The 23,967-nt window shown below is 63.5% G+C and carries 19 protein-coding genes; 10 read left to right on the top strand and 9 right to left on the bottom strand.

Features of this window, described 5'->3' with window-relative positions; all coding sequences use genetic code 11:
- The first annotated feature begins 57 nt into the window (after positions 1–57).
- On the top strand, positions 58–2,595 hold the full coding sequence (locus tag AC5O5I_RS12880; protein ID WP_494512681.1) for an HWE histidine kinase domain-containing protein: 2,538 nt from the start codon (positions 58–60) through the stop codon (positions 2,593–2,595).
- A gap of 269 nt (positions 2,596–2,864) precedes the next feature.
- Here the strand turns inward: AC5O5I_RS12880 and AC5O5I_RS12875 are convergent, their stop codons facing one another.
- Positions 2,865–4,508 (bottom strand): acetolactate synthase large subunit, encoded by a 1,644-nt coding sequence (locus tag AC5O5I_RS12875; RefSeq protein ID WP_494512680.1) that lies wholly within the window; start codon positions 4,506–4,508, stop codon positions 2,865–2,867.
- Between the two features lie 185 nt (positions 4,509–4,693).
- On the opposite strand from AC5O5I_RS12875, the gene AC5O5I_RS12870 reads away from it, so the two are divergent.
- The 9 genes from AC5O5I_RS12870 (at position 4,694) to AC5O5I_RS12830 (ending at position 14,150) form a co-directional block, all read left to right on the top strand.
- Positions 4,694–5,575 (top strand): LysR family transcriptional regulator, encoded by an 882-nt coding sequence (locus tag AC5O5I_RS12870; RefSeq protein WP_172227535.1) that lies wholly within the window; start codon positions 4,694–4,696, stop codon positions 5,573–5,575.
- 374 nt (positions 5,576–5,949) lie between these two features.
- The gene (locus AC5O5I_RS12865; protein ID WP_172286504.1) at positions 5,950–6,915 is read left to right on the top strand and encodes an amino acid ABC transporter permease; all 966 of its coding nucleotides are present in this window, start codon (positions 5,950–5,952) and stop codon (positions 6,913–6,915) included.
- A gap of 15 nt (positions 6,916–6,930) precedes the next feature.
- Positions 6,931–7,695: an amino acid ABC transporter ATP-binding protein gene (locus tag AC5O5I_RS12860; protein ID WP_172286505.1), complete on the top strand. Its 765-nt coding sequence runs from the start codon at positions 6,931–6,933 to the stop codon at positions 7,693–7,695.
- A gap of 61 nt (positions 7,696–7,756) precedes the next feature.
- Positions 7,757–8,596, top strand: coding sequence for an ABC transporter substrate-binding protein (locus AC5O5I_RS12855; RefSeq protein ID WP_172227529.1), 840 nt, complete (start codon positions 7,757–7,759; stop codon positions 8,594–8,596).
- 96 nt (positions 8,597–8,692) lie between these two features.
- On the top strand, positions 8,693–9,988 hold the full coding sequence (locus AC5O5I_RS12850) for an NAD(P)/FAD-dependent oxidoreductase (protein ID WP_172286506.1): 1,296 nt from the start codon (positions 8,693–8,695) through the stop codon (positions 9,986–9,988).
- Between the two features lie 20 nt (positions 9,989–10,008).
- Positions 10,009–10,479: an Lrp/AsnC family transcriptional regulator gene (locus AC5O5I_RS12845; protein WP_172227525.1), complete on the top strand. Its 471-nt coding sequence runs from the start codon at positions 10,009–10,011 to the stop codon at positions 10,477–10,479.
- Positions 10,480–10,673: 194 nt separating this feature from the next.
- Positions 10,674–11,858 (top strand): MFS transporter, encoded by a 1,185-nt coding sequence (locus AC5O5I_RS12840; protein ID WP_494512679.1) that lies wholly within the window; start codon positions 10,674–10,676, stop codon positions 11,856–11,858.
- Between the two features lie 184 nt (positions 11,859–12,042).
- Positions 12,043–13,038, top strand: coding sequence for an aldo/keto reductase (locus AC5O5I_RS12835; protein ID WP_494512678.1), 996 nt, complete (start codon positions 12,043–12,045; stop codon positions 13,036–13,038).
- A 146-nt stretch (positions 13,039–13,184) separates the two neighbouring features.
- Complete coding sequence (locus tag AC5O5I_RS12830; protein ID WP_172286509.1) at positions 13,185–14,150, top strand: endonuclease; 966 nt, start codon at positions 13,185–13,187, stop codon at positions 14,148–14,150.
- A gap of 181 nt (positions 14,151–14,331) precedes the next feature.
- Here AC5O5I_RS12830 and AC5O5I_RS12825 read toward each other — a convergent pair whose 3' ends face one another.
- From AC5O5I_RS12825 to AC5O5I_RS12790, 8 genes are all read right to left on the bottom strand, one after another.
- Entirely contained in the window at positions 14,332–15,306 is a 975-nt protein-coding gene (locus AC5O5I_RS12825; RefSeq protein ID WP_172286510.1) for a 2-hydroxyacid dehydrogenase, read from the bottom strand.
- A gap of 9 nt (positions 15,307–15,315) precedes the next feature.
- On the bottom strand, positions 15,316–16,608 hold the full coding sequence (locus AC5O5I_RS12820; RefSeq protein WP_172286511.1) for an MFS transporter: 1,293 nt from the start codon (positions 16,606–16,608) through the stop codon (positions 15,316–15,318).
- Positions 16,609–16,665: 57 nt separating this feature from the next.
- Entirely contained in the window at positions 16,666–17,616 is a 951-nt protein-coding gene (locus AC5O5I_RS12815; protein ID WP_172286512.1) for a sugar kinase, read from the bottom strand.
- The gene (locus tag AC5O5I_RS12810) at positions 17,609–18,400 is read right to left on the bottom strand and encodes an AP endonuclease (protein ID WP_172286513.1); all 792 of its coding nucleotides are present in this window, start codon (positions 18,398–18,400) and stop codon (positions 17,609–17,611) included. Before AC5O5I_RS12810 ends, AC5O5I_RS12815 begins: the two co-directional genes overlap by 8 nt.
- A gap of 67 nt (positions 18,401–18,467) precedes the next feature.
- The gene (locus tag AC5O5I_RS12805; protein ID WP_494512677.1) at positions 18,468–19,487 is read right to left on the bottom strand and encodes a LacI family DNA-binding transcriptional regulator; all 1,020 of its coding nucleotides are present in this window, start codon (positions 19,485–19,487) and stop codon (positions 18,468–18,470) included.
- 479 nt (positions 19,488–19,966) lie between these two features.
- Entirely contained in the window at positions 19,967–21,214 is a 1,248-nt protein-coding gene (locus AC5O5I_RS12800; RefSeq protein ID WP_494512676.1) for a c-type cytochrome, read from the bottom strand.
- Between the two features lie 12 nt (positions 21,215–21,226).
- Positions 21,227–23,011, bottom strand: a complete 1,785-nt coding sequence (locus AC5O5I_RS12795) for a GMC family oxidoreductase (protein ID WP_172227830.1) — start codon at positions 23,009–23,011, stop codon at positions 21,227–21,229.
- Positions 23,012–23,014: 3 nt separating this feature from the next.
- Entirely contained in the window at positions 23,015–23,755 is a 741-nt protein-coding gene (locus tag AC5O5I_RS12790) for a gluconate 2-dehydrogenase subunit 3 family protein (RefSeq protein ID WP_172227828.1), read from the bottom strand.
- Between the last annotated feature and the right edge of the window lie 212 nt (positions 23,756–23,967).

Genomic DNA, 23,967 nt, shown 5'->3' with positions numbered 1-23,967 from the left:
GGCTGACGGCGGCGGCCCTGCTGGCGGCCTTTTCATTTCCCCCACAGGCACGGGCCAATGACCTCCAACCCTGAAGTAAACCTGACCAACTGCGACCGCGAGCCCATCCAGATACCCGGCAGCATCCAGCCCCATGGCTGCCTGCTGGCCTGTGACGTGTCAGCCAGCACCATCCTGCGCCACTCGCTCAATGCGCAAGCCTTGCTCGGCGTAACGGGTGAACTGAACGGTCAGAAGCTGCATGCGGTACTGGGCGACGAGGTGGCGCATACCCTGCGCAACGCCTTGGCGCGCACCCGCGAAGCTGCGCGGCCAGCGCTCAGTTTCGGCGTGGTGCTGCCCAGCGGCCAGGCCGTCGATGTCGCGGCCCACACGTTCAAGGGCACGGCGATCCTCGAGCTCGAGCCCGCAGGCGCCAGCATCGCCGAGCCGATAGAACTGGCCCGCACCTTGATCGGCCAGCTGCGCGAAATCGACCAGACCACCAAGCTGTTCCGCGACGCCGCGCGTTTTGTCCGCGCCGTGCTCGGCTACGACCGGGTGATGATCTACCAGCTGGGTGCCGATGGCGCCGGCAAGGTAGTAGCCGAGGCCAGGCGCAACGGCCTGGAAAGCTTCATGGGCCAGTATTTTCCTGCCTCCGACATCCCCAAGCAGGCCCGCGCGCTGTATTTGCGCAACCCGATCCGGGTCATTTCCGACGCACAGTTCAAGGCCGTGGCCCTCGACCCTGTACTCGACCCGTCAGGCGAGCCGCTCGACCTGTCCTACGCGCACCTGCGCAGTGTCTCGCCGATCCATTGCGAGTACCTGAGCAACATGGGCGTGCGCGGCTCGATGTCGATTTCGGTCATCGTCAACGGCGAGCTCTGGGGGATGATCGCTTGCCATCATTACGCGCCACGTACCCTGGCCATGGGGCAACGGGTGGCTGCGGAAATGTTCGGCGAGTTTTTCGCGCTGCATATCGAGACGTTGCGCAGCCGGCAAAGGCTCGAAACCGCGGTGCAGGTGCACAAGGCACTGGGCCGCATGCTGCGCGATGCCAGCAAGTCTGAAGATATCGACGGGTTCTTCCACGCGCGCCTGCCGCAGTTCATGTCGCTGATCCCCTGCGATGGCATTGGCATGTCGCTGCAAGGCCGCTGGGCATCTGCCGGGCTGGCCCCGCCCACGTCGGCTGTGCCTGAATTGCTGCGCCTGGCAGACATGGTCGCCGAAGGCCGCACCTGGGCGTCCAACCGGCTCTCGACGGTGCACCTGTCAGCCCAGGCGTACAGCACCGATGTCTCTGGCGTGCTGATCATCCCGATGTCACAGCGCCCACGGGACTACCTGATCTTCTTCCGCAAGGAAGTGATCGAGACCCTCGACTGGGCCGGCGATCCGAACAAGACCTATGACAGCGGCGCGCTGGGCGATCGCCTGACGCCGCGCAAGAGCTTCGCCATCTGGAAAGAGACCGTTCACCAGCAGTCGCTGCCGTGGACCGAACAGGACCGCCAGTTCGGCGATGCCATCCGCTCCGCCATCGTCGAGGTGGTGTTGCACAACAGCGAGTTGCTTGCCAGCGAGCGCTCCAAGGCCGACATGCGCCAGCGCATCCTCAACGAAGAACTCAACCACCGGGTCAAGAACATCCTCTCGCTGATTGGCGCGCTGGTCGCCCACCCCACCACGGAAAGCCAGACCCTGCAGGACTATGTGGCGACCTTGAAGGGGCGCATCCAGGCCTTGTCACTTGCCCATGACCAGGTGGTGCGTGGTGATGGTGGCGGGCGCCTGGCCATGCTGCTCGAGGCCGAGCTCTCGCCCTACCGCACTGCCGCCGGCATGATCGAGTTGCACGGCCCGAACGTGATCCTGGATGCGCGCGCCTACTCGGTCATGGCGCTGGTGCTGCACGAGCTGGCCACCAACGCTGCCAAGTATGGTGCGCTGTCGCGGGCAGGCGGCAAGCTTGCGGTACATTGGGCAGTCGACGCCGCCTACGCCTGCGACATCCACTGGCGTGAAAGCGCCGGGCCGGTGATTCGTCCCCCGAGCCGCAGGGGCTTTGGCTCGGTGCTTATCGAGCGCAGCATACCGTTCGACCTGGGCGGTACCAGCACGGTGGAGTATCACCCCGAAGGACTGCAAGGGTTTTTCAGGATCCCGGCCAAGCACCTGTCCGTAGCCGAAGAGATCGAACCCCCTACCCTGGCCTTGCCCATCGCCCGGGCAGCCGAGGCTTTTGCAGGCCGGCCAGGCTTGTGCGTACTGATCCTCGAGGACCAGTTGGTGATAGCGGTAGGCCTGGAGCAGATTCTGAACGATGCGCAGATCAGGGAGGTGATTACCGCAAGCTCCGAAGACGAGGCAATACGCTTGCTTGCCAAACGCAAACCGGACGTTGCGATACTGGATGTGAATCTGGGGACCGGGACGTCGATATCCGTCGCCGATGAACTGCTGCGCCAGCAGGTGCCGTTCCTGTTTGCCACGGGTTACGGCGAGGGTGTCAGCATTCCCGAGCACCTGGGGCACGTTCCCGTCACGCGCAAGCCTTATGATGCCAATACCATCCTGGCCAGCCTGCAAGGTCTTCTGCGCTGAGGCAATTGGGCCACTCTGCGACCAGGGCCTCACTGATGTAAGCCGGGGCGGTATTGTGTGGGAGGGGGTTCACCCGCGAAGAATCCAACACGGTATATGGCACCGGCTTCGCCGGTGTTCGCGGCTAAAGCCGCTCCCACAGGGTACGCGGAGCGCCCAGCATCAGTTCTCTGCACGACAGCGCAGCCCAATGGGCTGGGCGATCTACTACAGAAGACAGTTGCACCCACAGGTACGGCGCCGATGCGTCGTACCTGTGGGGCCATGCGTTACACCGCCAGCGCGCGCTCGCGCAGCTCGCTGTTGAGGATGCGGTCGTTCTCGCTGTAATCGACCGGGCAGTCGATCACGTGCACGCCTGGGGTCTTGATGCAGTGTTCCAGCAGCGGCAGCAGGCCTTCGGCGCTTTCCACGCGGTGGCCGTTGGCACCGTACGCTTCGGCGTATTTGACGAAGTCCGGGTTGCCGTAGTCCAGGCCAAAATCGGTGAAGCCCATGTTGGCCTGTTTCCAGCGGATCATGCCGTAGCCATCGTCACGCAGGATCACCACGGTGATGTGCATGTTCAGGCGCACTGCAGTTTCCAGCTCCTGGCTGTTCATCATGAAGCCGCCGTCGCCACATACCGAAATCACCGGGCGGTCCGGGTGCACCAGGTGCGCGGCCATTGCCGATGGCAGGCCGGCGCCCATGGTCGCCAGGGCGTTGTCCAGCAGCACGGTGTTGGGCTTGTGCGCCTTGTAGTTACGGGCGAACCAGATCTTGTAGATGCCGTTGTCCAGAGCAACGATGCCTTCGGACGGCAGTACGCGACGGATATCGGCAACCATGCGCTGCGGGTACACCGGGAAGCGGTTGTCGTCAGCGCCTTCGGCGATCTGCGCTTCGTTGGCCTCACGAATGGCCAGCAGGCGGGTGAAGTCCCAGTGCGAAGTGTCGTTCAGGGCTTCGCTGATCTGCCACACGGCGTTGGCGATGTCGCCGATCACCTCCACCTGCGGGAAGTACACGGCATCGACTTCGGCCGAGCGGAAGTTGATGTGGATGACTTCGGTGCCACCGCGGACCATGAAGAACGGCGGCTTCTCGATCACATCGTGGCCGATGTTGATGATCAGGTCGGCGGCCTCGACGGCGCGGTGAACGAAGTCACCGGACGACAGCGCGGCGTTGCCGAGGAAGCGTGGATGACGCTCGTCGACCACACCTTTACCCATCTGGGTGGTGATGAACGGGATGCCGGTCTTGTCGATCAGCTGCTTGAGGACCTTGGCGGTCATCTTGCGGTTGGCGCCGGCGCCGATCACCAGGATCGGGCTACGGGCGTTCTGCAGCTTTTCCAATGCAGCTTCGATGGCGACGTGCTCGGCCAGCGGGCGGCGGTGCAGGCTGCGCGGGATCGGCAGTGCATCGGTCTGCTCGGCGGCGATGTCTTCCGGCAGCTCCAGGTGGACCGCACCCGGCTTTTCTTCTTCGGCCAGGCGGAAGGCTTCGCGCATGCGCGCCGGGATGTTGTCGGCCGAGGCGAACTGGTGGGTGTACTTGGTGATGGGGTCCATCATGCCGCACACGTCAATGATCTGGAAGCGGCCCTGCTTGGACTTCTTGATCGGCTTCTGCCCGGTGATCATCATCATCGGCATGCCGCCCAGGTAGGCGTAGGCGCTGGCGGTGACCAGGTTGGTGGCGCCAGGGCCGAGGGTTGACAGGCTGACGCCGGTCTTGCCGGTCAGGCGACCGTAGGTGGCAGCCATGAAACCTGCAGACTGCTCATGACGGGTCAGTACCAGCTTGATCTTCGACTTGCGCAGGGATTCGAGCAGGTCGAGGTTTTCCTCACCGGGAATGCCGAATACATACTCGACACCTTCGTTTTCCAGGCATTGCACAACGACATCGGCGGCCTTGGCCATTTGGGGTACTACCTCAAAATCTTCGTGGGATTGCAGATTTATTAAGCTGTGTGACTGAGATGTTGCAGGATGTCTCAGTGGCGCGCATCGTAGGCCCTCTGGTTAATAATAATAAATATATTGTTATGATGCTTGGCATCACATTTCGTTATGAATGCTCCAGGCATGAAAGGTAGTTCCCCTCAATGAACCTCAAGGCATTGCGCTGCTGCGTCGAGATCGTCCGGCAGGGCAGCTTCACCAAGGCCGCGCAGCACCTGCACATTGCCCAGCCGGCGCTGAGCATGGCGGTTACCCGGCTGGAAGAAGAACTGGGCGTGACCTTGTTCAACCGCACTACCCGCAAAGTCATACTCACTGCCGAGGGCGAGCAGTTCCTGCCACGCATTGCCTCGGCGCTGCGCGAGATGGATATTGCCCGGCAAGAGCTGCGCGACATGGCCGACCTGAAACGAGGCGAAGTGCGCCTGGGCATTCCGCCGATGTTCGGCCTGCACTACGTGCCCGGGTTGATGAACGCCTTCCGCCAGTTGTACCCGGGCATTGCCATGACCGTGTTCGAAGGCAGTGCCGAAGATATTGGCCAGCGACTGGAGCAGCGGGAAATCGACTTGGCCCTGCTGGAGTCCAGGCGCGTACCGCCCGACAAGGAATCGATCCTGCTGGGCAGTGACGAGATGCTGGGCTGCATGCACCCCGACCATCCCTATGCCGGCAAGGCCTTTCTCACCGCCGAAGACTTGCGCAATACCGATATGGTGGTATTTGACCGTACGTTCGTGCAGCGCCAGCTGCTGGACGCGTTTTTCGCCGAGCATGGCATCACCTACCAGGTGGCCCTGCAGAGCAACTTCGTTTCGCTGGTGGTGCAGGCTGCGCTGGACAACATGGGCGTGGCCACCCTGCTGCGCTCGGTGCAGCAGCGTACCCCGGGCATCGTCGGCGTGCCGTTCCGGCCGGCGCAGCAGATGAGCTTCCGGTTGTGCTGGCGCTCGGGGGAGTATCTGTCGTTGGCCAGCAAGCGGTTTATCGACTTTGCCGCGCAGACGCATTACCTGGAGCGTTGATACCAGCCTGTTCCGGCCCTTTCGCGGCTAAAGCCGCTCCACAGGGATCTCGCAAGCTTCTGGATTCTGAGCAAGACAGTAGCTCCCACAGGTGTTGCGCGGTACCTGTAGGAGCGGCGTTAGCCGCGAACACCGGCAAAGCCGGTGCCAGGCCCCACATTGCTGCCAGGTCGTTCGGTAGTACATTTGTACTCCACCCGATAGCACGCCAACAATCCGCCGGGTATCGATCTGCATTTGTCGCGATACAACCCGTTCAAGTGCCAGCGAAAACTGTTGATTCATTGCATTTCGACAGGTTCTTGCCTGCGCTTCGCCTCCCTACAATGGCCTCACAACAACAAACGAGCCCAGCTCCGTGAGGCACGACCCCCATGTACAGAGACCACATCGTCAAACCGCGCGCCACTGACAACCCGGCCTTCATGGGCCTGGTCACTGCCGTGATATTTGCGCTCGCCCTGCTTTATGGCGTCGGCGACGGTAGCCTGGCCCGGCTGATGGGGCCGATCGTGCTCGACCTGCAGGCACCTTTGCTGCGCAACATCGCGGTGGCCGGGACGCTGGCAATCACCCTGGTACTGAACCTGTTCATCCTCGGCCGTTTTCCGCTGCGGGCCCAGGTGATCACGGTCTGGTGCGAACTGTTGCTGCTGTTCCTGCTGTTCTTCGGCACCTTCGACCTGTCCTACAGCTTCATCGCCAGCAAGGTTGGCTTCATGATCACCCAAGGGGTGTTCACGACTGTCTACGTCTCCACGATCTCGATCGCCATCGCCTTCGTCCTGGCACTGCTGGGCGCCACCGCACGGTTGTCGTCCAACGGCTTCGCCATCGCCATTGCCAGCTTCTACACATCGTTTTTCCGCGGCGTGCCACTGCTGATCCAGATCTACCTGATCTACCTCGGCATCCCCCAGCTCGGCTATGTGGTCGGCGCAGTGCCGGCAGGCATCCTGGCGTTGTCGCTGTGTTACGGCGCCTATATGACCGAGATCTTCCGTGCCGGCATCAGCAGCATCCCGCGCGGTCAATGGGAAGCCTCGCGGGCGATTGGCCTGACACCCTTCCAGGCCATGACCCGGGTGATCCTGCCGCAGTCGATGCGGCTGATCATCCCGCCTACGGGCAACCAGTTCATCTCCATGCTCAAGGACAGCTCGCTGGTGTCGGTAATCGGCGTCTGGGAGTTGATGTTCCTCGCCCGCACCCAAGGCCGTGCAGAGTTCCGCCACCTGGAAATGCTGATCACCGCCGCTGTCCTGTACTGGGTCCTGTCGATCCTGCTGGAAACCGTGCAGTCACGTCTGGAAAAACGTTTCGACCGCGCACACCGCTGATCGAGGAGCCTGATGATGAACCAGCCTTTCACCCCCGCTGCCACCCAGGCCGCCGTGTCCATTCGCGGCCTGCAGAAATGGTACGGCGAGTTTCACGTGCTCAAGGGCATCGACCTGGAGATCGCCAGCGGCGAGATCGTGGTGGTCTGTGGCCCGTCCGGCTCGGGCAAGTCCACGCTGATCCGCTGCCTGAACCTGCTTGAGGACTTCCAGAAAGGCCAGGTGCTGATCGCCGGCAACCCGCTGGGCCGCGACGCCGCCAGCGTGGCTGCCGTGCGCCGCCAGGTGGGCATGGTGTTCCAGCAGTTCAACCTGTTCCCGCACCTGACCGTGCTGGAAAACCTGATGCTCGGCCCGCGCCTGGTCAGCAAGCTCAGCGACACCCAGGCCCGCGCGCTGGCCCTGGAGTACCTGGACCGGGTGCGTATCGCCAGCCAGGCCGACAAGTTTCCGGGGCAGCTTTCCGGCGGCCAGCAACAGCGCGTGGCGATTGCCCGAGCGCTGTGCATGAAGCCGCGGATCATGCTGTTCGACGAACCCACCTCGGCGCTGGACCCGGAAATGGTCAAGGAGGTGCTCGACGTGATGGGCGAACTGGCCCAGGACGGCATCACCATGCTTTGCGTCACCCACGAAATGGGCTTTGCCCGACGGGTCGCCGACCGCATCATTTTCATGGACCACGGCCAGGTCATCGAGCAGGGCCAGCCCAGCGAATTCTTCGACAACCCACGCCATGCGCGCGCCAGGGAGTTTCTCTCGCAGATCCTCAGCCACTGAGGCCTGTGTCTACCGCTGTGCCAACACCACAACAACAAACGCATACCCGGAGACTTACCGAATGAACCCAGTCGCACGCTTGTTCGCTTCTACCGCCGTCGCCGCCAGCCTGGCCCTGATGGCCAGCACCGCCTGGGCGGGCGCCACCCTGGAGCGCATCCACCAGGGCAAGGTGATGAAAGTGGCCACGGCGGCCAACTGGCCACCGCAGTCGTTCCTCGGCGAGGACAACACACTCCAGGGCTTCGACATCGACGTGGCCAACGAGATCGGCAAACGCCTGGGCACCCAGGTGGCGTTCGTCACCCCCGAGTACGGCATCATCACCGCCGGACGCTGGGCCAGCCGCTGGGACCTGTCGGTCGGCTCGATGACGCCCACCACCGAACGTGGCCGGGTGCTCGACTTCCCGGCGATCTACTACTACACCCCGTACGTATTCGCCGTGCACAAGGACGCCGCCGGCGCCAGCGCTGCCGACCTCAACGGCAAGACCATCGGCGTCGAAGCGGGCACCACCTCCGAGGACTACATCAACCGTCGGTTGAAGATCGACGCGGCGGACGTGCCCGCCTTCAGCTACAGCGTCGAGCCGGGCGCTGTACAGACCTACGGCGACAGCATGGGCCCGCTGGATGACCTGCGCATGGGCAATGGCACGCGCCTGGACGCCACGCTGTCGGCGCTGCCAACCATCATGGGCGCGATCAAGGCCGGCTACCCGATTGCCCCGGTGCAGGGCAAGCCCGCCTACTACGAGCCGCTGGCCATCGCCACCGACAAGGGCGACGACGCCTTCAACGCCGAGCTGGCCAAGGCCGTCGACGGCATGAAGGCCGACGGCACGCTGAAGCAGCTGTCCGAGAAGTGGTACGGCGCCGACCTCACGCAAGTCCAGTAACCCCTGACCCGCAGGCCAGCGCCCTTCTGCTGAAGGGCGTGCGGCCGCCCCGTGCCCGCCAGACCTGCAAACCCTAGCCAAAGGAAGCCCCAGGCGATGTCCAGCTACAGCAACAACTATTACACCGGGACCATGCGCCCCGCCGCGCAGCGCCCGGCACTGAGCGGCCAGACCCGCGCTGACGTGTGCGTCATCGGCGGTGGCCTGGCCGGCCTGAGCGTGGCCCGCGAACTGCTGGCGCGTGGTCGTTCGGTGGTACTGCTCGAGGCCGCACGGGTGGCCTGGGGCGCTTCCGGGCGCAATGGCGGCTTCGTGCTGCAAGGCTGGTCCGAAGGGCTTTCGGCGATCGAGGGACGCTGCGGCAAGCCCACCGCCGCTGCATTGTTCCGCTTGTCGCTGGAAGGGGTGGATATCGTCCGCGACACCATCGCGCAGAACCAGTTGCCAGGCTGCGCTGCCACTGCCGGCAAGCTCAGCGTGGTGCGCTACGACGACGCCGACAACTTGCAGCGCACCCGCGACCGCATGGCCCGCGACTTCGGTTTCGAGATGGAATACCTGGGTACCGATGCGCTGCGCAGCCGCCTGAACACCGACCGCTACTTCCAGGGCTTGCGCGACAGCCACGGTTTTCATTTCCACCCACTGAACTACTGCCTCGGCCTGGCCGAACTGGTCGAGCTTGCCGGTGGCCGCATTCACGAACAGTCGCCCATGTTGCAGGTACAGCACAACAACGGCCATCATCGCGTGAGCACCGCCCACGGCGCGGTTATCTGCAACGACGTGGTGTATTGCTGCGGCGGCTACGGTGGCCCCGAGTTCGGCGCGCTGCGCCGGGCGTTCTTGCCGATTGCCACCTATGTCGTGCTCACCGAACACCTGGGTGAGCGCTTGCGTGACGTGGTACGTACCACGGATGCGGTGGGTGACAACCGCCGCGCCTCGGACTACTACCGCATTGTCGAAGGCGACCGCCTGCTGTGGGGCGGCCATATCACCACGCGCAACCTGCAGGACGAACAGCGCCTGGGGCAGTTGCTGACCCGCGACATCCTGAGCGTGTACCCACAGTTGCAGGGCCTGAAAATTGCCAAGGCCTGGTCCGGGCTGATGGGCTACGCCCGCCACAAGATGCCGCACATCGGCCCGCTGGGCCCGGGGCTGTGGGCCTGTACTTCATTTGGGGGCCATGGTATGAACACCGCACCCGTGGGCGCGCGAGTGGTCGCCGAGGCGGTCTGCGGCGAAACCGACCGCTACCGCCTGTTCGACGCCTATGGGCTGCAATGGAACGGCGGACCATTCGGGCCGGCCGCGGCCCAGACCGTGTATGCCGGGCTTAAGCTGATGGACAAGTTCCAGGAAGCCCGCGCGCAGCACAGCAACTAGAACGACAACCAGGAACTGCCATGGACGCCCTCCCCCCCGGCGCACTGTTCAAACTCACCGAAAAGGACAGGCAATTGCTGGCGCTGCTGCAGGCCAACGCCCGCGAGCCCACCGCGTCGCTGGCGCGCAAGCTGGGCGTATCGCGCTCAGCGGTGCAAGAGCGCATCAACCGCCTGGAAAACGCCGGGGTGATCACCGGCTACAGCGTGCGCATCGACCAGGACAAGCTGCAGCAGGTGATCAACTGCTTCACCATGACCTCGTGCAGCAACAAGAGCTACACCGACGTGATGACCACCTTGCGCAAGATGGACTCGGTGCAGGCGGTGTATGCGGTGTCGGGCGAAATGGATTTCATCATCCACCTGACCACACACACCCTGGGCGAGCTGAATGCCGAGCTGACGTGTATCAACATGATCAAGGGCGTGACCCATACGGCTTCGCACATTGTGATGGAGACCAAGTTCAGCAAGAAGCTGACATTGTGATTGCGGTTCGTATTGTTTGCCGCGAGTTCCCCTGGATGATGAAAATCCCAAGGCAGCGCCCAAAGCCAATAACCCGTTGATACGCACCGGACGCCAGCCGAATGCGAGGAAGCTGGGCGCTTCCTCGACGTTGCAGTCACAGATTGACTATGATCCCACCTTGAACGTTTCAGCATGTTTCAATAAGGATCCAGATGTCAGTCCAGGAACACCCCCCTCTCCCCAGTAAAAGCACAGTCGCCAAGATGGAAGCGGCCATGGCGCTGGGAAGCTTCGCCATCGGCACCGGCGAGTTCGCCATCATGGGCCTGATGCCCGACATCGCCAGCAACCTGCAATTGAGCGAACCGCAAGTGGGCCATGCAATCAGTGCCTATGCGCTGGGGGTCATGGTCGGTGCCCCCACGCTGGCGATTCTCGGCGCCAAGCTGCTGCGCAAGCACATGCTGCTGCTGTTGATGCTGCTGTATGCCCTCGGCAACCTGGCAACCGCTTTCGCGCCCTCATTCGGTGGCCTGGTCGCGTTCCGCTTCATCAGCGGCCTGCCCCACGGCGCCTACTTCGGCATCGCCGCGGTAGTGGCATCGAGCATGGTGGCCAAGGACCAGCGGGCAGGTGCGGTGGCGCGGGTGATGATGGGGCTGACCCTGGCCATGCTGCTTGGCAACCCGGTCGCCACGCTGCTGGGCCAGTACTTCGGTTGGCGTTCGGCATTCGTGCTGGTGGGCGCCATCGCGTTGTGCACCATGGTGCTGGTGTGGCGTTGCGTGCCCCAACGTCACGATGAAGTGCGCAGTGACCCGCGTAAGGAACTGCAAGCCTTTGCCCTGCCGCAGGTATGGATGGCACTGGCCATCGCCTCGATCGGTTTTGCCGGCATGTTCTGCGTGTTCAGCTACCTGGCACCGACCATGCTGCAGGTGACCCAGGCGTCGCCGCAATGGATTCCATTCGGCCTGGCGGCATTCGGCGTGGGCGGCATCGTCGGTAACATCGCGGGCGGCAAACTGTTCGACCGCCTGCAGTTCCGCGCTGTGGGGCTGGTACTGGTGTGGTCGGTTGCTGTGCTGCTGTTCTTCACCTTTGCCGCGCAGGCACTGTGGAGCCTGCTGCTGGGCATTGCCCTGGTAGGCACCATGATTGCCCTGGCAGCGCCGCTGCAGATCCGCCTGATGGACATTGCCCATGAAGCCCCAAGCCTGGCGGCGGCATCGAACCATGCGGCGTTCAACCTGGCCAATGCGCTGGGGCCGTGGCTGGGTGGCATGGCGATCACTGCAGGCATGGGCTGGACCAGCACCGGGTACATCGGTGCTGCGACGGCGCTGGTCGGCCTGGGTATCTACCTGGTGGCGCGGCGGATGAAGGGCGGGCATTGAGGCCAGCCTTCGGGGCGAATGCCAGTCAGTCAAGCAATCGGGGCCGCTTTGCGGCCCATCGCCTGTAGACGCAGCGTTGTGCTGCGAAAAGGCCTGTCTGATATGTACATACATTGCCAATACTGGACTCTTCGCAGCGCAAGGCTGCTCCTACAGATATGACGTTCCTTTCAAGGAGACGATGATGCAATACGTGAAACTGGGCAGTACCGGGCTCGATATCTCCAGGCTGTGCCTGGGCTGCATGACCTTTGGCGAGCCGGATGCCGGCACCCACCCGTGGACCTTGGGCGAAGACGCCAGCCGGCCGATCATCCGCCACGCCGTCGAGCAAGGCATCAACTTCTTCGACACGGCCAATAGCTATTCCGCCGGCACCTCGGAAATCATCGTTGGCAAACTGCTCAAGGAATTCACCCGCCGCGAAGAAACGGTGATCGCCACCAAGGTGTTCTTCCCCGCCAACATGTGGGAAGGCGCCACCCGCCCCAATGAGCAAGGCCTGTCGCGCAAGGCAATCATGGCCAGCATCGACGCCAGCCTCACCCGCCTGGGCACCGACTACGTCGACCTGTACCAGATTCATCGCTGGGACTACCACACCCCCATCGAGGAAACCATGGAAGCCCTGCATGACGTGGTCAAGGCCGGCAAGGCGCGCTACATCGGCGCCTCGTCGATGTACGCCTGGCAGTTCGCCAAGGCCCAGCAGGTAGCGGCCAGCAACGGCTGGAGCCGATTCGTGTCGATGCAGAACTACCTCAACCTGATCTACCGCGAGGAAGAACGCGAGATGATCCCGCTGTGCCTGGACCAGGGCGTTGGCCTGATGCCCTGGAGCCCGATGGCCCGTGGCCGCCTGACCCGGCCGCACGGGTTGCAGACCGAGCGCACGCGCACCGATGTGTCCGGGCAGTCGTTCTATGAAAAGACCGAGCTGGAAGACGGCCGGGTGATCGATGTGGTCGAGCAGATCGCCGGCGAACGCGGCGTGCCGATGGCCCAGGTGGCGCTGGCGTGGGTGTTGGGCAAACCTGGCGTATCAGCGCCGATTGTCGGTGCATCGAAACCGGGGCACCTGGATGATGCGCTGGCGGCAATGGGGCTACAGCTGAGCGCAGACGAAGTGGCCCGGCTGCAGGCGCCTTACGTGCCCCACGCGGTGACCGGCTTCAAGTAGCGCTGGGCGCGGAAAATGCTCGACTCTGACACCTTCAGCCGCTTGGGCAGCAACGACCCGAACCTACCACTGGTGTGGCTAGGCGAGCTAGTCACCCACGGCGAAAGCATTACAATGCGCGCCCCAATCTGAAATATGTTTTCCCCATGAAATCACTGCTTTACGCCGTAACCTTAGTGTTTTCCTTCACCCTGCCCGCCTTGGCCAACCCGCCTGCGACCTTCACCGAGGCCAAGGTGGTAGCCAAACAGAAGGTTTATCTGGACCAGGCCAGCAGTGCCATGGGCGACCTGTACTGCGGTTGCAAATGGACTTGGGTGGGCAAGTCTGGCGGGCGCATTGATGCGGCCTCCTGCGGTTACCAGACCCGCAAGCAGCAGAACCGCGCCGAGCGTACCGAGTGGGAACATATCGTGCCCGCGCACACCTTCGGCAACCAGCGCCAGTGCTGGAAGAACGGCGGCCGCGAGCACTGCGTGGATGACGACCCGGTGTTCCGCGCCATGGAGGCCGACCTGTTCAACCTGTACCCGGCCGTGGGTGAGGTGAATGGTGACCGCAGCAACTTCAATTATGGAATGGTCGCCGGCAATAGCGGCGAATATGGCCAGTGCACCACCAAGGTCGATTTCGCCCAGCGCGCTGCGGAGCCGCGTGACGAAGTGAAAGGTCTGGTAGCCCGCACCACGTTCTACATGTTCGACCGTTACAAGTTGAGCATGTCGCGCCAGCAACAGCAGTTGTTGATGGCCTGGGACAAGCAGCACCCGGTATCGGCCTGGGAAAAAGAGCGCGACCGGCGCATTGCCGCGATCATGGGGCATGCCAACCCGTTCGTGACCGGCGAGCGCAAATGGACAGCCGACTACAAGCCGGCAGGCGCTGGTGTGGTGCAAGCGGTGCCGGCCAAGGCGGCTAAGCCAGAGGCCAAGCCGAGCCTGGCCAGTGCCGGGTCGGTAGGCGCGGTGCTGGGCAACCGCAACAGCCACGTTTATCACCTATCGGTGGGTTGCCCGGGCTACAACCAGGTGGCGGCAAAGAACCAGGTCAGCTTCGCCACCGAAGGAGAGGCGCAGGCAGCGGGTTATCGAAAAGCCGGTAATTGTCGCTAGATCTGCATGGTATCTGGGGCTGCTGCGCAGCCCATCGCCGGCAAGCCAGCTCCCACAGGTCTTTGAAGGCTTGGGCCATCGCAGGCAAGCCAGCTACCACAGATCTTTGGTGGCTTGGGCCTTGCGCAGTCCGTGTGGGAGCTGGCTTGCCGGCGATGGGCCGCAACGCGGCCCCTTGATTTCAAGCACCACACACTTCATTAACCAGGTTCGCAGGCCGCTCACCGGCCAGCGCGCTGAGCAAGTTGTCCACCGCACACCGCGCCATGGCCTGACGGGTTTCCTCGGTCGCCGAGCCGATATGCGGTGTCGCCACCACGTTATCAAGCTGCAACAGCGGCGAATCCACCGCCAACGGCTCGTGCACAAAAACATCCAGCCCCGCCCCGCGTATGCGCCGGGCCCGCAGCGCCTCGATCAGCGCCTCCTCATCCACCACGCGCCCACGCGAGATGTTCACCAGTATCGCCTCAGGCTTCATCAGCGCCAGTTCACGTGCGCCAATCAGGCCTTCGGTGTTGGCACTGAGCGGCACCGTCAGGCAAACGAAATCCGCCTGTTGCAACAGCTCATCCAGGCTGCATTGGCGCGCGGCATAACGCGCCTCCACTTCGGGCCTGGCGTTTCGGCTATGGTAGAGCACGCGCATACCAAAGCCCGCCGCAGCACGCCGGGCCAGGGCTTCGCCGATACGGCCCATGCCGACGATACCCAGCGTCTTGCCATGCACATCACTGCCAAACTGTGCGGGCCCCAGGTTGGCCTGCCAGCGCCCTTCACGCACCCAGTTCGCCAGCTCCACTACCCGCCTGGCAGTCGCCAGGATCAGGGCAAACCCCGTGTCGGCAGTAGTTTCGGTGAGCACGTCAGGTGTGTTGGTCAACATCACGCCTCGCCGGTTGAGCTCGGCAATGTCATAGTTGTCCACGCCCACCGAAACGCTGGACACGACCTCCAGCTGTGGTGCCAGGTCGAGCAGGCCGGCGTCCACACGCAAGCTCGCGCCCAGCAACCCATGGGCGCCCGGCAAGGCGTCGCGCAAGCGGGCCAGGCCATCGGCCTGGGTAGTGTCCACCCAAGTCACCTCGACCCGCTCGTGCAAGCGTGCCATCAGGTCATCGGACAGGCGTTTGTACAGCACGATTCGCTTTTTCATTGCGGTTTCCTAATGATTCATGGCAAGGCGCGAGCTGCCGCGTTTGGCTCGACCAGATGTCTGCGAGGTATTGAGTACGGCAGTCAGCGCCACTGCGGTGAGCAGCGCGCCACACATGAACAGGTACGACGCGCCCGGGCCACCGGTGGCGCCGTTGAGGTAGCCCACCAGCCACGAGCCGCCGAAAGAGCCCAGCGCGCCCATGCTGTTGATCAGCGCCATGGCGCCGCCGGCAACGTTGGCTGGCAGGATTTCGGGGACGATGGCGAAGAACGGGCCATACGGTGCATACATGCAAGCGCCGGCGACCACCAGCAGCGCATACGACAGCCAGAAGTGCTCGGTGCCCAAGGCATACGAGCCGTAGAACGCCACGGCAGCAATCAGCAGCGGCGGCCAGACGAAGCGCTTGCGCTTCTGCAGGCGGTCGGATGCCCAGGACACCCCGACCATGGCCAGCACGGCCGCCAGGTAAGGCACCGATGCCAGCCAGCCGGCCTGGACGATATCGACGTTGGCCGCCTGCTTGAGAATCGACGGCAGCCAGAGAACGAAGCCATAAACGCCGATGCTCCAGCAGAAGTACTGCAGCGCCAGGATGATCACCTGCGGCGAACGGAACGCCTCGCGGTAGTTCTTCATCGGTTTGATGCCCTGCTGCTCGGCCGCCAGCGCCTGCTGCAAGTCAGCCTTCTCCTGCTCGCTCAGCCAGCTCACCTGGGCCGGCCGGTCGTCCACCAGGCGCCACCAGAAAAATGCCCAGATGACCGCCGGGAGGCCCTCGATGATGAACATCCAGCGCCAGTCGAAGTGTTTGATCAGGTAGCCCGATACCACCGACATCCACAGGATCGTCACCGGGTTGCCGAGCATCAGGAAGGTATTGGCCCGCGAACGCTCGGCACGCGTGAACCAATGGCACAGGTACACCAGCATCGCCGGCATCACTGCCGCCTCCACCACCCCGAGCAGGAAGCGGATCCCGATCAGCATGTACACGTTGCTGACCATGCCGGTGAGCGTGGCAAGCCCGCCCCAGAGGATCAACGAAACGAAGATCAGCTTTTTTACGCTGCGCTTTTCGGCATAGATGGCGCCGGGTACCTGGAAGAAGAAGTACCCGAGGAAGAACAGCGCCCCCAGCAGCGACGACAGCACGGGGGTGATGTGCAGGTCTTCGGCCATGCCGGAAGCTGCAGCGAAACCGTAATTGGCGCGGTCCAGGTACGCCAGGCTATAGGTGAAGAACACGATCGGTATGATGTACCACCAGCGGCGCGGTGCCAGGCTTTGGCTTTGCATGGTTTGTTTCTCCTGAGCTTTTTGTTTTTGTTGCAACAGGTGACGCGGTTCGGCTGTTCACGCGCTGATGCGCAGTTCGTGAGCCTCCAGTTCATGGCGCAATGGCAACCCTTCCATGTCGCCGCGCGACTGCACGGCGCGGCTGCCGCACCAGTTGCCACGCGCTACCGCCCCGGCCACTGCGCGGCCTTCCAGTAGCGCACTGAGCACGCCCACGGCAAAGGCATCGCCAGCGCCGACGGTGTCCACCACCTGGCTGACCGGCACCGAAGCCACCTGCCCTTCGCCCTTGGCGCTGCGGAAATAGGCCCCCGCGTCGCCCAGCTTGATCACTACCAGCTCTACCCCCTGGTCGAGGTAGAAAGCGGCGATGTCTGCCGGGGTATGCTGGCCGGTCAGCAACCGGCCCTCTTCCAGGCCCGGCAAGACCCAGTCGGCCTTGACCGCCAGGCGGTTGATCTCCCGCACCATGGTGCGGGGGTCCGGCCACAGCGACGGGCGCAGGTTGGGGTCGAACGAGATGCTGCGCCCGGCTGCGCGCATGGCGTCCACCAGTGCGTGGGACAAGGCCCTACAGCCCTCCGACAGCGCCAGCGGGATGCCGGTGGCGTGCAAGTGACGGGCCTGCAGCAAACCTGGGGCCACGTGCGCTGGCGACAGCCGGCTGGCCGCCGAGCCGCGGCGGAAATACTCCACCGCCGGGTCACTGCCATCGTCGCAGCGGGCCTTGAGCTGGAAGCCGGTGGGGCAACTGGCGTCCACCTCGACGGCGGAGCAGTCCAGGCCTTCGCGGCGCAGGCTGTCGAGCACGAAACGGCCCAGCGAATCGTTGCCTACACGGCTCAGCCAGCGGACCTTGAAGCCCAGCCGCGCAAGGCCGATGGCAACATTGCTGTCGGCGCCGGCAATGCGCTTGCCAAACTGGCCGGCACTGGCCAGGTCCCCCGCCTGCTCAGCGACGAACATGGCCATGGTCTCGCCGAAGCACAGCACGTCTTGCTCATGCATGGCTCAGCTCCCCGGTCGATGCCGCCTGCAGCCCCAGCAGCGACAGGTCGCGCACCTGAGCACGGGTCAGCGTCAGCAGGTCGTCGCTGACCAGCGGGTACTCGACGGCGCGCACCACACCCGGGGCGAATTCCGCCATGAGCCCGGCCCACTCCCGCAGGTCGGCTGCTTGGGGTGGTACGGCAGCCAGACGACCATCGGCCAGGCGCTGAACGGCTTTGCAGTGCACATAGCGCACCCACCGGCCAAGTTGGCGCGCGGCTTGTGCTGCAGGCTCGCCCTGCCACTGCCAGTTACCAATGTCGAAGGTCATGCCCAGGCGCAGCCCAAGCTGGTCGGCGCGCTGCAAGAAGTGCTGCAGCGGTTCGATACGACCGCCTTGGCGAGTCTGGTCGTTCTCCACCAGCAGCAGCGGCCCGTGCACAGGCAACAGCGCTGCCAGGGCGGCCATGTCGCAGCGCTCATGGTAGTGCCCCAGCGAAACCTTGAGCGCTACCGCCCCCAGGGCGTGAGCAGTGTCCAGCTTGTGCGTCAATTGCGGGTCAGGCAGGCCTTGCTCGGTCCACAGTTCAAGCGGTGTGGAATACAGGCACTCCAGGTCCAGCGCGGCAATGACCGCACCCAGCGCTGCTGCGTCGGGAGTAGTGGCGAACAACTCTTCGCGCAACTCGACACGGGCGACGCCGGCGGCTGCCAGCAGGTCAAGAAACTGCTCCTGGCCACGTTGCCGGACAAAGTCGGCGCCATAGCTGGAGAGGCTGATGGAAACGGGGTTCGCGTGCATTGTTGTTGTCCTTATGAAACCGGTTTCATTTGTTGTCGACAGCAGGCACGCCAATGCCTGCCACTGGTTAGCGTGGGTGAGTTGAACCGCGGATGATCAGGTCGGCCTTGAAGTCGATGCGCCGGGCTGCCCCGCTGACGCCGCGCAGGCGGCCGAGCAGGCTTTCGAATGCCGTCACGCCGATACGCTCGGTGGGCTGGGCCAGGGCTGTGATACCCGTGCCGACCAAGGGGAACCAGTCGAGGTCGTCGAGGGCGATCAGCCCGACGTCTGCGAACAGATTGCGCCCGGCCTCGTGCAGGGCGCGGGTCACCGCCAAGGTGGCGACGCCGTTGCAGGTGAAGATGGCCTGCGGGCCATGGCCGCTGGCGGCCAGAAACGAAGCCAGCTGGGCGCCCAGCCCGGCGCTGGTTTCCAGCACCTGCTGGCGCATGCCGGGGCGACGGCTGATCGACTGGCCGAACGCTTGCACCCGCTCCTGCCGCGAGCTGGTGCCATCGAGCGGCTCGGTGACGGCCAGGATATCCCGGTAACCTTGTGCCTGGAGGTGGTCGAGCGCTTGCTCGACCGCATCGAAGTTATCCAGGCCGACCAGGTCGACCTCCAGCTCGGGCAGCTGGCGGTCGATCAGTACCATGGGGATTTCGCGTTGCAAATTGAGCAGTTCGCCGGGGTGATGGCCGAGAGTGTTCACGATCAGCCCTTCGACGTTGTAGCTCTGCAGGGCTACCAGGTGATGGCGCTCCTGCTCGTCGTCGCGGTTGGTGTTGCATACCACCAGGCTGTAGCCGTGCTGACGGCAGGCGGTTTCCACACCATGCATCACCGCCACTGAATAAGGGTTGAGGATATCGGCCACCAGCATGCCGATCAGGCGCGTCTGGCCGCGCTTCAGCCCACGGGCCATCTGGTTGGGACGGTAGCCGAGGCGCTCGATGACCTCGGCCAGGCGCTTGGCGGTGGCTTCGGCCAGCAACTGGCGGTCGCCACCGATGTAGCGCGAAACGGTGGCCTTGGAGACGCCAGCGACACGCGCAACTTCGCTGATGGTGACCCGTTCGCGGTGATGGGCAGGCGCGTCGGTCATGGGCAGTCCTTATGATTGTTGTGGTAGCGATGAAACCGGTTTCAATACAGCAAAAGTATGCGTGTTCGTCAACATTTAGTTGGGCTGGGGCGTTTAATTTTGGGAGCGGCATGGCGGTTTTCATAGGGAATGCATCAGGCCTGGCAGGTGTTTGCCACAAGAGATGCAGCGCCTATGAGATCGAGCGCCGCCCGCGCGGCGCTTCGCGGGTAAACCCGCTCCCACATTTGTTGCAACGTGGCCATGCCTGTAAAAGCGGCGTTTCCCGCCTTGGTGCATGACTCAAGGCGAGCGTGGCGGCAGATGCGCCAGCCATGAAATCGCGTCGGCCCGACAAGGCTGGCAACCATGGCCTGACAGGTTTGGTACGTTGCAACAAATGTGGGAGCGGGTTCACCCGCGAAGCGCCGCGCGGGCGGCGCTCGATCTCACAGGCGCTGCACATGGCGCGGCAGGCTACTGTCAGCCCTGATGCAACCTTAGCGAAGCGCTTTCACATCACCTGCACTGACAGCATCCCCTTGGTTCCCCCAGCTACTCCGAATGAAATTCACCACTTCAGCAACCTCCTGGTCACTCAGCCGCCATCCAAACGCCGGCATGGTGAAGTTCGACGGCGCGGTGTGCGTCGCCGGTATCGTGCCGCCTGCCAGCACCACATGAATCAGCGACGTGGCATCCGCCGTCTGCACCACCGGGTTGCCAGCCAGGGCCGGGAACACCCGGGTATAGCCCTGGCCATCAGTGCGGTGGCAAGCCGCGCAGTTGTCGATATACACCGCCGCGCCCGGCTTGCTGTCGTCCCCTTGCCATAGCGCCTGCGCCACCTGCTTGTCATACACATGCGGCTTGTCGTCAGGGTTGCTCGGCGGCAATGTCTTCAGGTAACGGGCGATGGCTGTCAGGTCGGCATCCGTCATGTGCTGCATGCTGTGCTCGACCACGTCGCTCATGCCGCCAAACACCGCGCTGCGGTCGCTGCGCCCGGTCTTCAGAAACTGCACCAGCTGCGCTTCGCTCCAGCTGCCCAAGCCGTCCTTGTGGTCACCACGCAGGTTCTTCGCAATCCAGCCCTCCAGCGGCGCGCTGCCAGCCAGGAACTGCGCGCCATCCTCTGCACTGAGTGCTTTCTCCTGCATGGTCAGCGCGCGCGGCGTATGGCAGGCGCCACAGTGCCCCAGGCCTTCGACCAGGTACGCCCCCCGGTTCACCACCGGGTCGGCTGCCGCCGATGCCTGCCACGGCCTGGCCTCTGGTGCAAACATCCCGCGCCAGATCGCCAGCGGCCAGCGCATGCTCAACGGCCACGGGATATCCGTGGCCTTGTTCGCCTGTTCGACCGGCTCCACGCCCCTCATGAAATAGGCGTACAGCGCCTGCATATCCTGCTCGCCGACCCGCGCGTACGAGGGGTATGGCATTGCCGGATACAGCGTGCTGCCGTCCTTGCCGATGCCCCTGCGCACGGCCTGGTCGAAGTCTTCGAAGCTGTACTGGCCAATGCCGCTGGCCGACGGGGTGATGTTGGTCGAGTACACCGTACCGATGGGAGTTTCCATCGGCAGCCCGCCGGCGAACGGCTTGCCGCCCTTGGCGGTATGGCAGGCCACACAGTCGCCGGCACGCGCCAGGTACTCGCCCTGACGCACCTGGGCGTCTTCATTGGCGGTGGCCTGTGCCGTTGCACTGGCGCCCAGCAGCAGGGTTGCGATCAACAGTGTCTTCATGTTCATCGCTCCTCAAGCCTGGACCAGCGGGCCGGGGTTTTTCAGGTACTGCTCACGAATGGCGCGGGCTGACCAGTAGGTCAGCGCGGCCACCAGCCCGGTCGGGTTGTAGCCCAGGCCCTGCGGAAACGCCGATGCCCCTGGCACGAAAACGTTATGCACATCCCAGCTTTGCAGGTAACGGTTCAGCGCGCTGGTCTTCGGATCGGTGCCCATGATCGCCCCGCCGTTGAGGTGGGTGGTCTGGTAGCTGGCGGTGTTGAAGTGGTCCTTGACCTGCTTGCCCAGCACAGCAATGGCTTTGGGGTTCATTGCCTGGGCGATCTTGCTCAGCTTGTCGACCATGAACTGGTTCATCCTGATGTCGTTTTCCTGCCAGTCGAAGGTCATGCGCAGCAGTGGCTGGCCGTAGGCGTCGCGGTAGGTCGGGTCGAGGTCCAGGTAATTGCCACGGTACGACTGGTGAGCGCCGTGGGCGTCCATCGAGACCTGGTGGGTGTAGTAATCGGCCGTGGCCTTTTTCCAGGCGCTGCCCCAGGCTGGTGTACCGGGCGGGTTGGCGGTGCCGGCAATCGGCCGGCTGCCGGCCTGGTTCACCCACATCGGCGAGCCACCGACGAAGCCGTGGGGGCCGTGGTCGAAGTTGTCGGCGTTGAAGTCATCGATGGCGATGCCGTTGCCACCGGCGCCGATGAAGTTGTTGGTGTAGGTATCCTTGTCGAAGAACGCCTTGACCGTACCCATGTTCTGGTAGGCGAAGTTACGGCCGACCACGCCTTCGTTCTGCACCGGGTCATAAGGCTTGCCAATGCCGGACAGCAACATCAGGCGCACGTTGTTGAACTGGAACGCGGCCAGGATCACCAGCTCTGCCGGCTGTTCCACCTCGCGCCCCTGGGCATCGATGTAGGTCACGCCGGTAGCCTTGCGCTTGCTGTCGTCCAGGTTTACCCGCAGCACGTGGGCGTCAGGCCGCAGCTCGAAGTTGGGCACCTGGCGCAACGCGGGCAGAATGTTCACGTTGGGCGAGGCCTTGGAGTACATGTAGCACACGTAACCGCTGCAGAAGCCACAGAAGTTGCAGGGGCCCATCTGCGCCCCGTAGGGGTTGGTATACGGGCCTGAGGTGTTGGCCGACGGCAGGTTGTAGGGCTTGTAGCCCAGGCTGCTGGCGGCCTTTTCGAACAGCCTGGCCGACACTACGTTCTTCTGTGCAGGCAGCGGGAACGCGCTGGAACGGTCCGGCGCATAAGGGTTGCCGCCCTTCCCTTCACCGACCACCTGGCCCTTGACCGTCCAGGCCTGGCCGGAGGTGCCGAAGACCTTTTCGGCAAAGTCGAAATACGGCTCCAGCTCTTCATAGCTGACGCCAAAGTCCTGGATAGTCATGTCTTCGGGGATGAACTTGCGGCCGTAGCGCTCTTCGTAGTGGCTGCGCATGCGCAGCTCGACCGGGTCGACCCGAAAGTGCACACCCGACCAGTGCAGGCCCGCGCCGCCTACGCCTTTACCTGGCAGGAAGGCGCCGAGCTGGCGATTGGGCAGCGCCACGTCATGCGCGCCGTGGCGGATGGTGACGGTTTCTTTCGACACATCGACAAACAGCTTCTTGCGCACGCTGTAGGTCAGCTCGTCGATCACCTGCGGGTAGCTGCCTTGCGGGTACGTGTCCTGCATCGGCCCGCGTTCCAGGGCCACCACGTGCAGGCCAGCTTCGGTGAGTTCCTTGGCCATGATGGCGCCGGCCCAGCCGAAACCAACGATCACCGCATCCACTTTTTTCAACACAGTCGCCATGCCTCAGGCCCTCTCACCACGAATCGAAACAGCCGGGAACGGGTACGGTTCATTGCGCTCGACCCAGTCCATGAAATCGGCGCGGGCACCCGGGAAGCCGATCTGGGTCCAGCCGACCATGCCCTTGTTGCCACCGTGGATCGGGTCGCAGAAAAACCCTTCACGGGTGTTCTGCACCAGCAAGCTGAAAAACACCTTGGCCGGGACGGTGTCGAAAAGCAGCTCTCCAGCCTCGACTTTGCTGAGAATACGGTCGCGGGTAGCGCTATCTTGCGCAGCAAAAACCTGACCGCCATTGGCCTTGCACCAGCCATCCACGGCGGCGATGCCCAGGCGGTAGATCTGCTGGGGGCTGAGTTGCAACTGGTAGCCCATCTCGGGGGCAGCATCGGCGTTGAACGGGCCGTGCATGTACCACTGCGCGCCCGTCGCATAGGGGGTGTTCATCTGCCGGTCGATGAATTCGGCGGCGCCGGCTTCGAGCGCGCCGGGGCCCAGTTCGTCCGCCGGGATGATGCGCGACACCGCGGCCTGCACAAAGGCCCATTCTTCAGCGCTGAAGAAGGTCGGCTGGTAATGGCCCGCCGGTGGAGCGGCAGGCACTTTGGGCTCGGGCTGCGGGGCGGCAAGCAGTTGGCTGGCACCTGCCCCTAGCCCGGTACTGGCCACGGTAACGACCGGGATCAGGGTCAGGGTCTTGCGCAGGAAATCCCTGCGCGGGTTGTCCGGGGCATGCTCAGGCATTGGAATCCTCATCGGCTGTGGCGGCCTTGACAGGCGCCATCTGTTTTTCAATGTGGGTGTTGATCTTGATAGGCCATCAAGAAGACAGCCGAATAATCTAACGCGTTCAGAAATGTTTTGAAACCGGTTTCATGCTTGACATCTTGGCAAATGAACGTTCAGGGAAGCTGTCGGGCCAAGGTTTTTTCACATGCAGCTCACTGTGTATCAAC

This window comes from Pseudomonas sp. 9_2_1 (assembly GCF_059295275.1).
The sequence above is the reverse complement of the archived record's forward strand: the minus strand, read 5'-3'. Positions and strand labels throughout refer to the sequence as shown.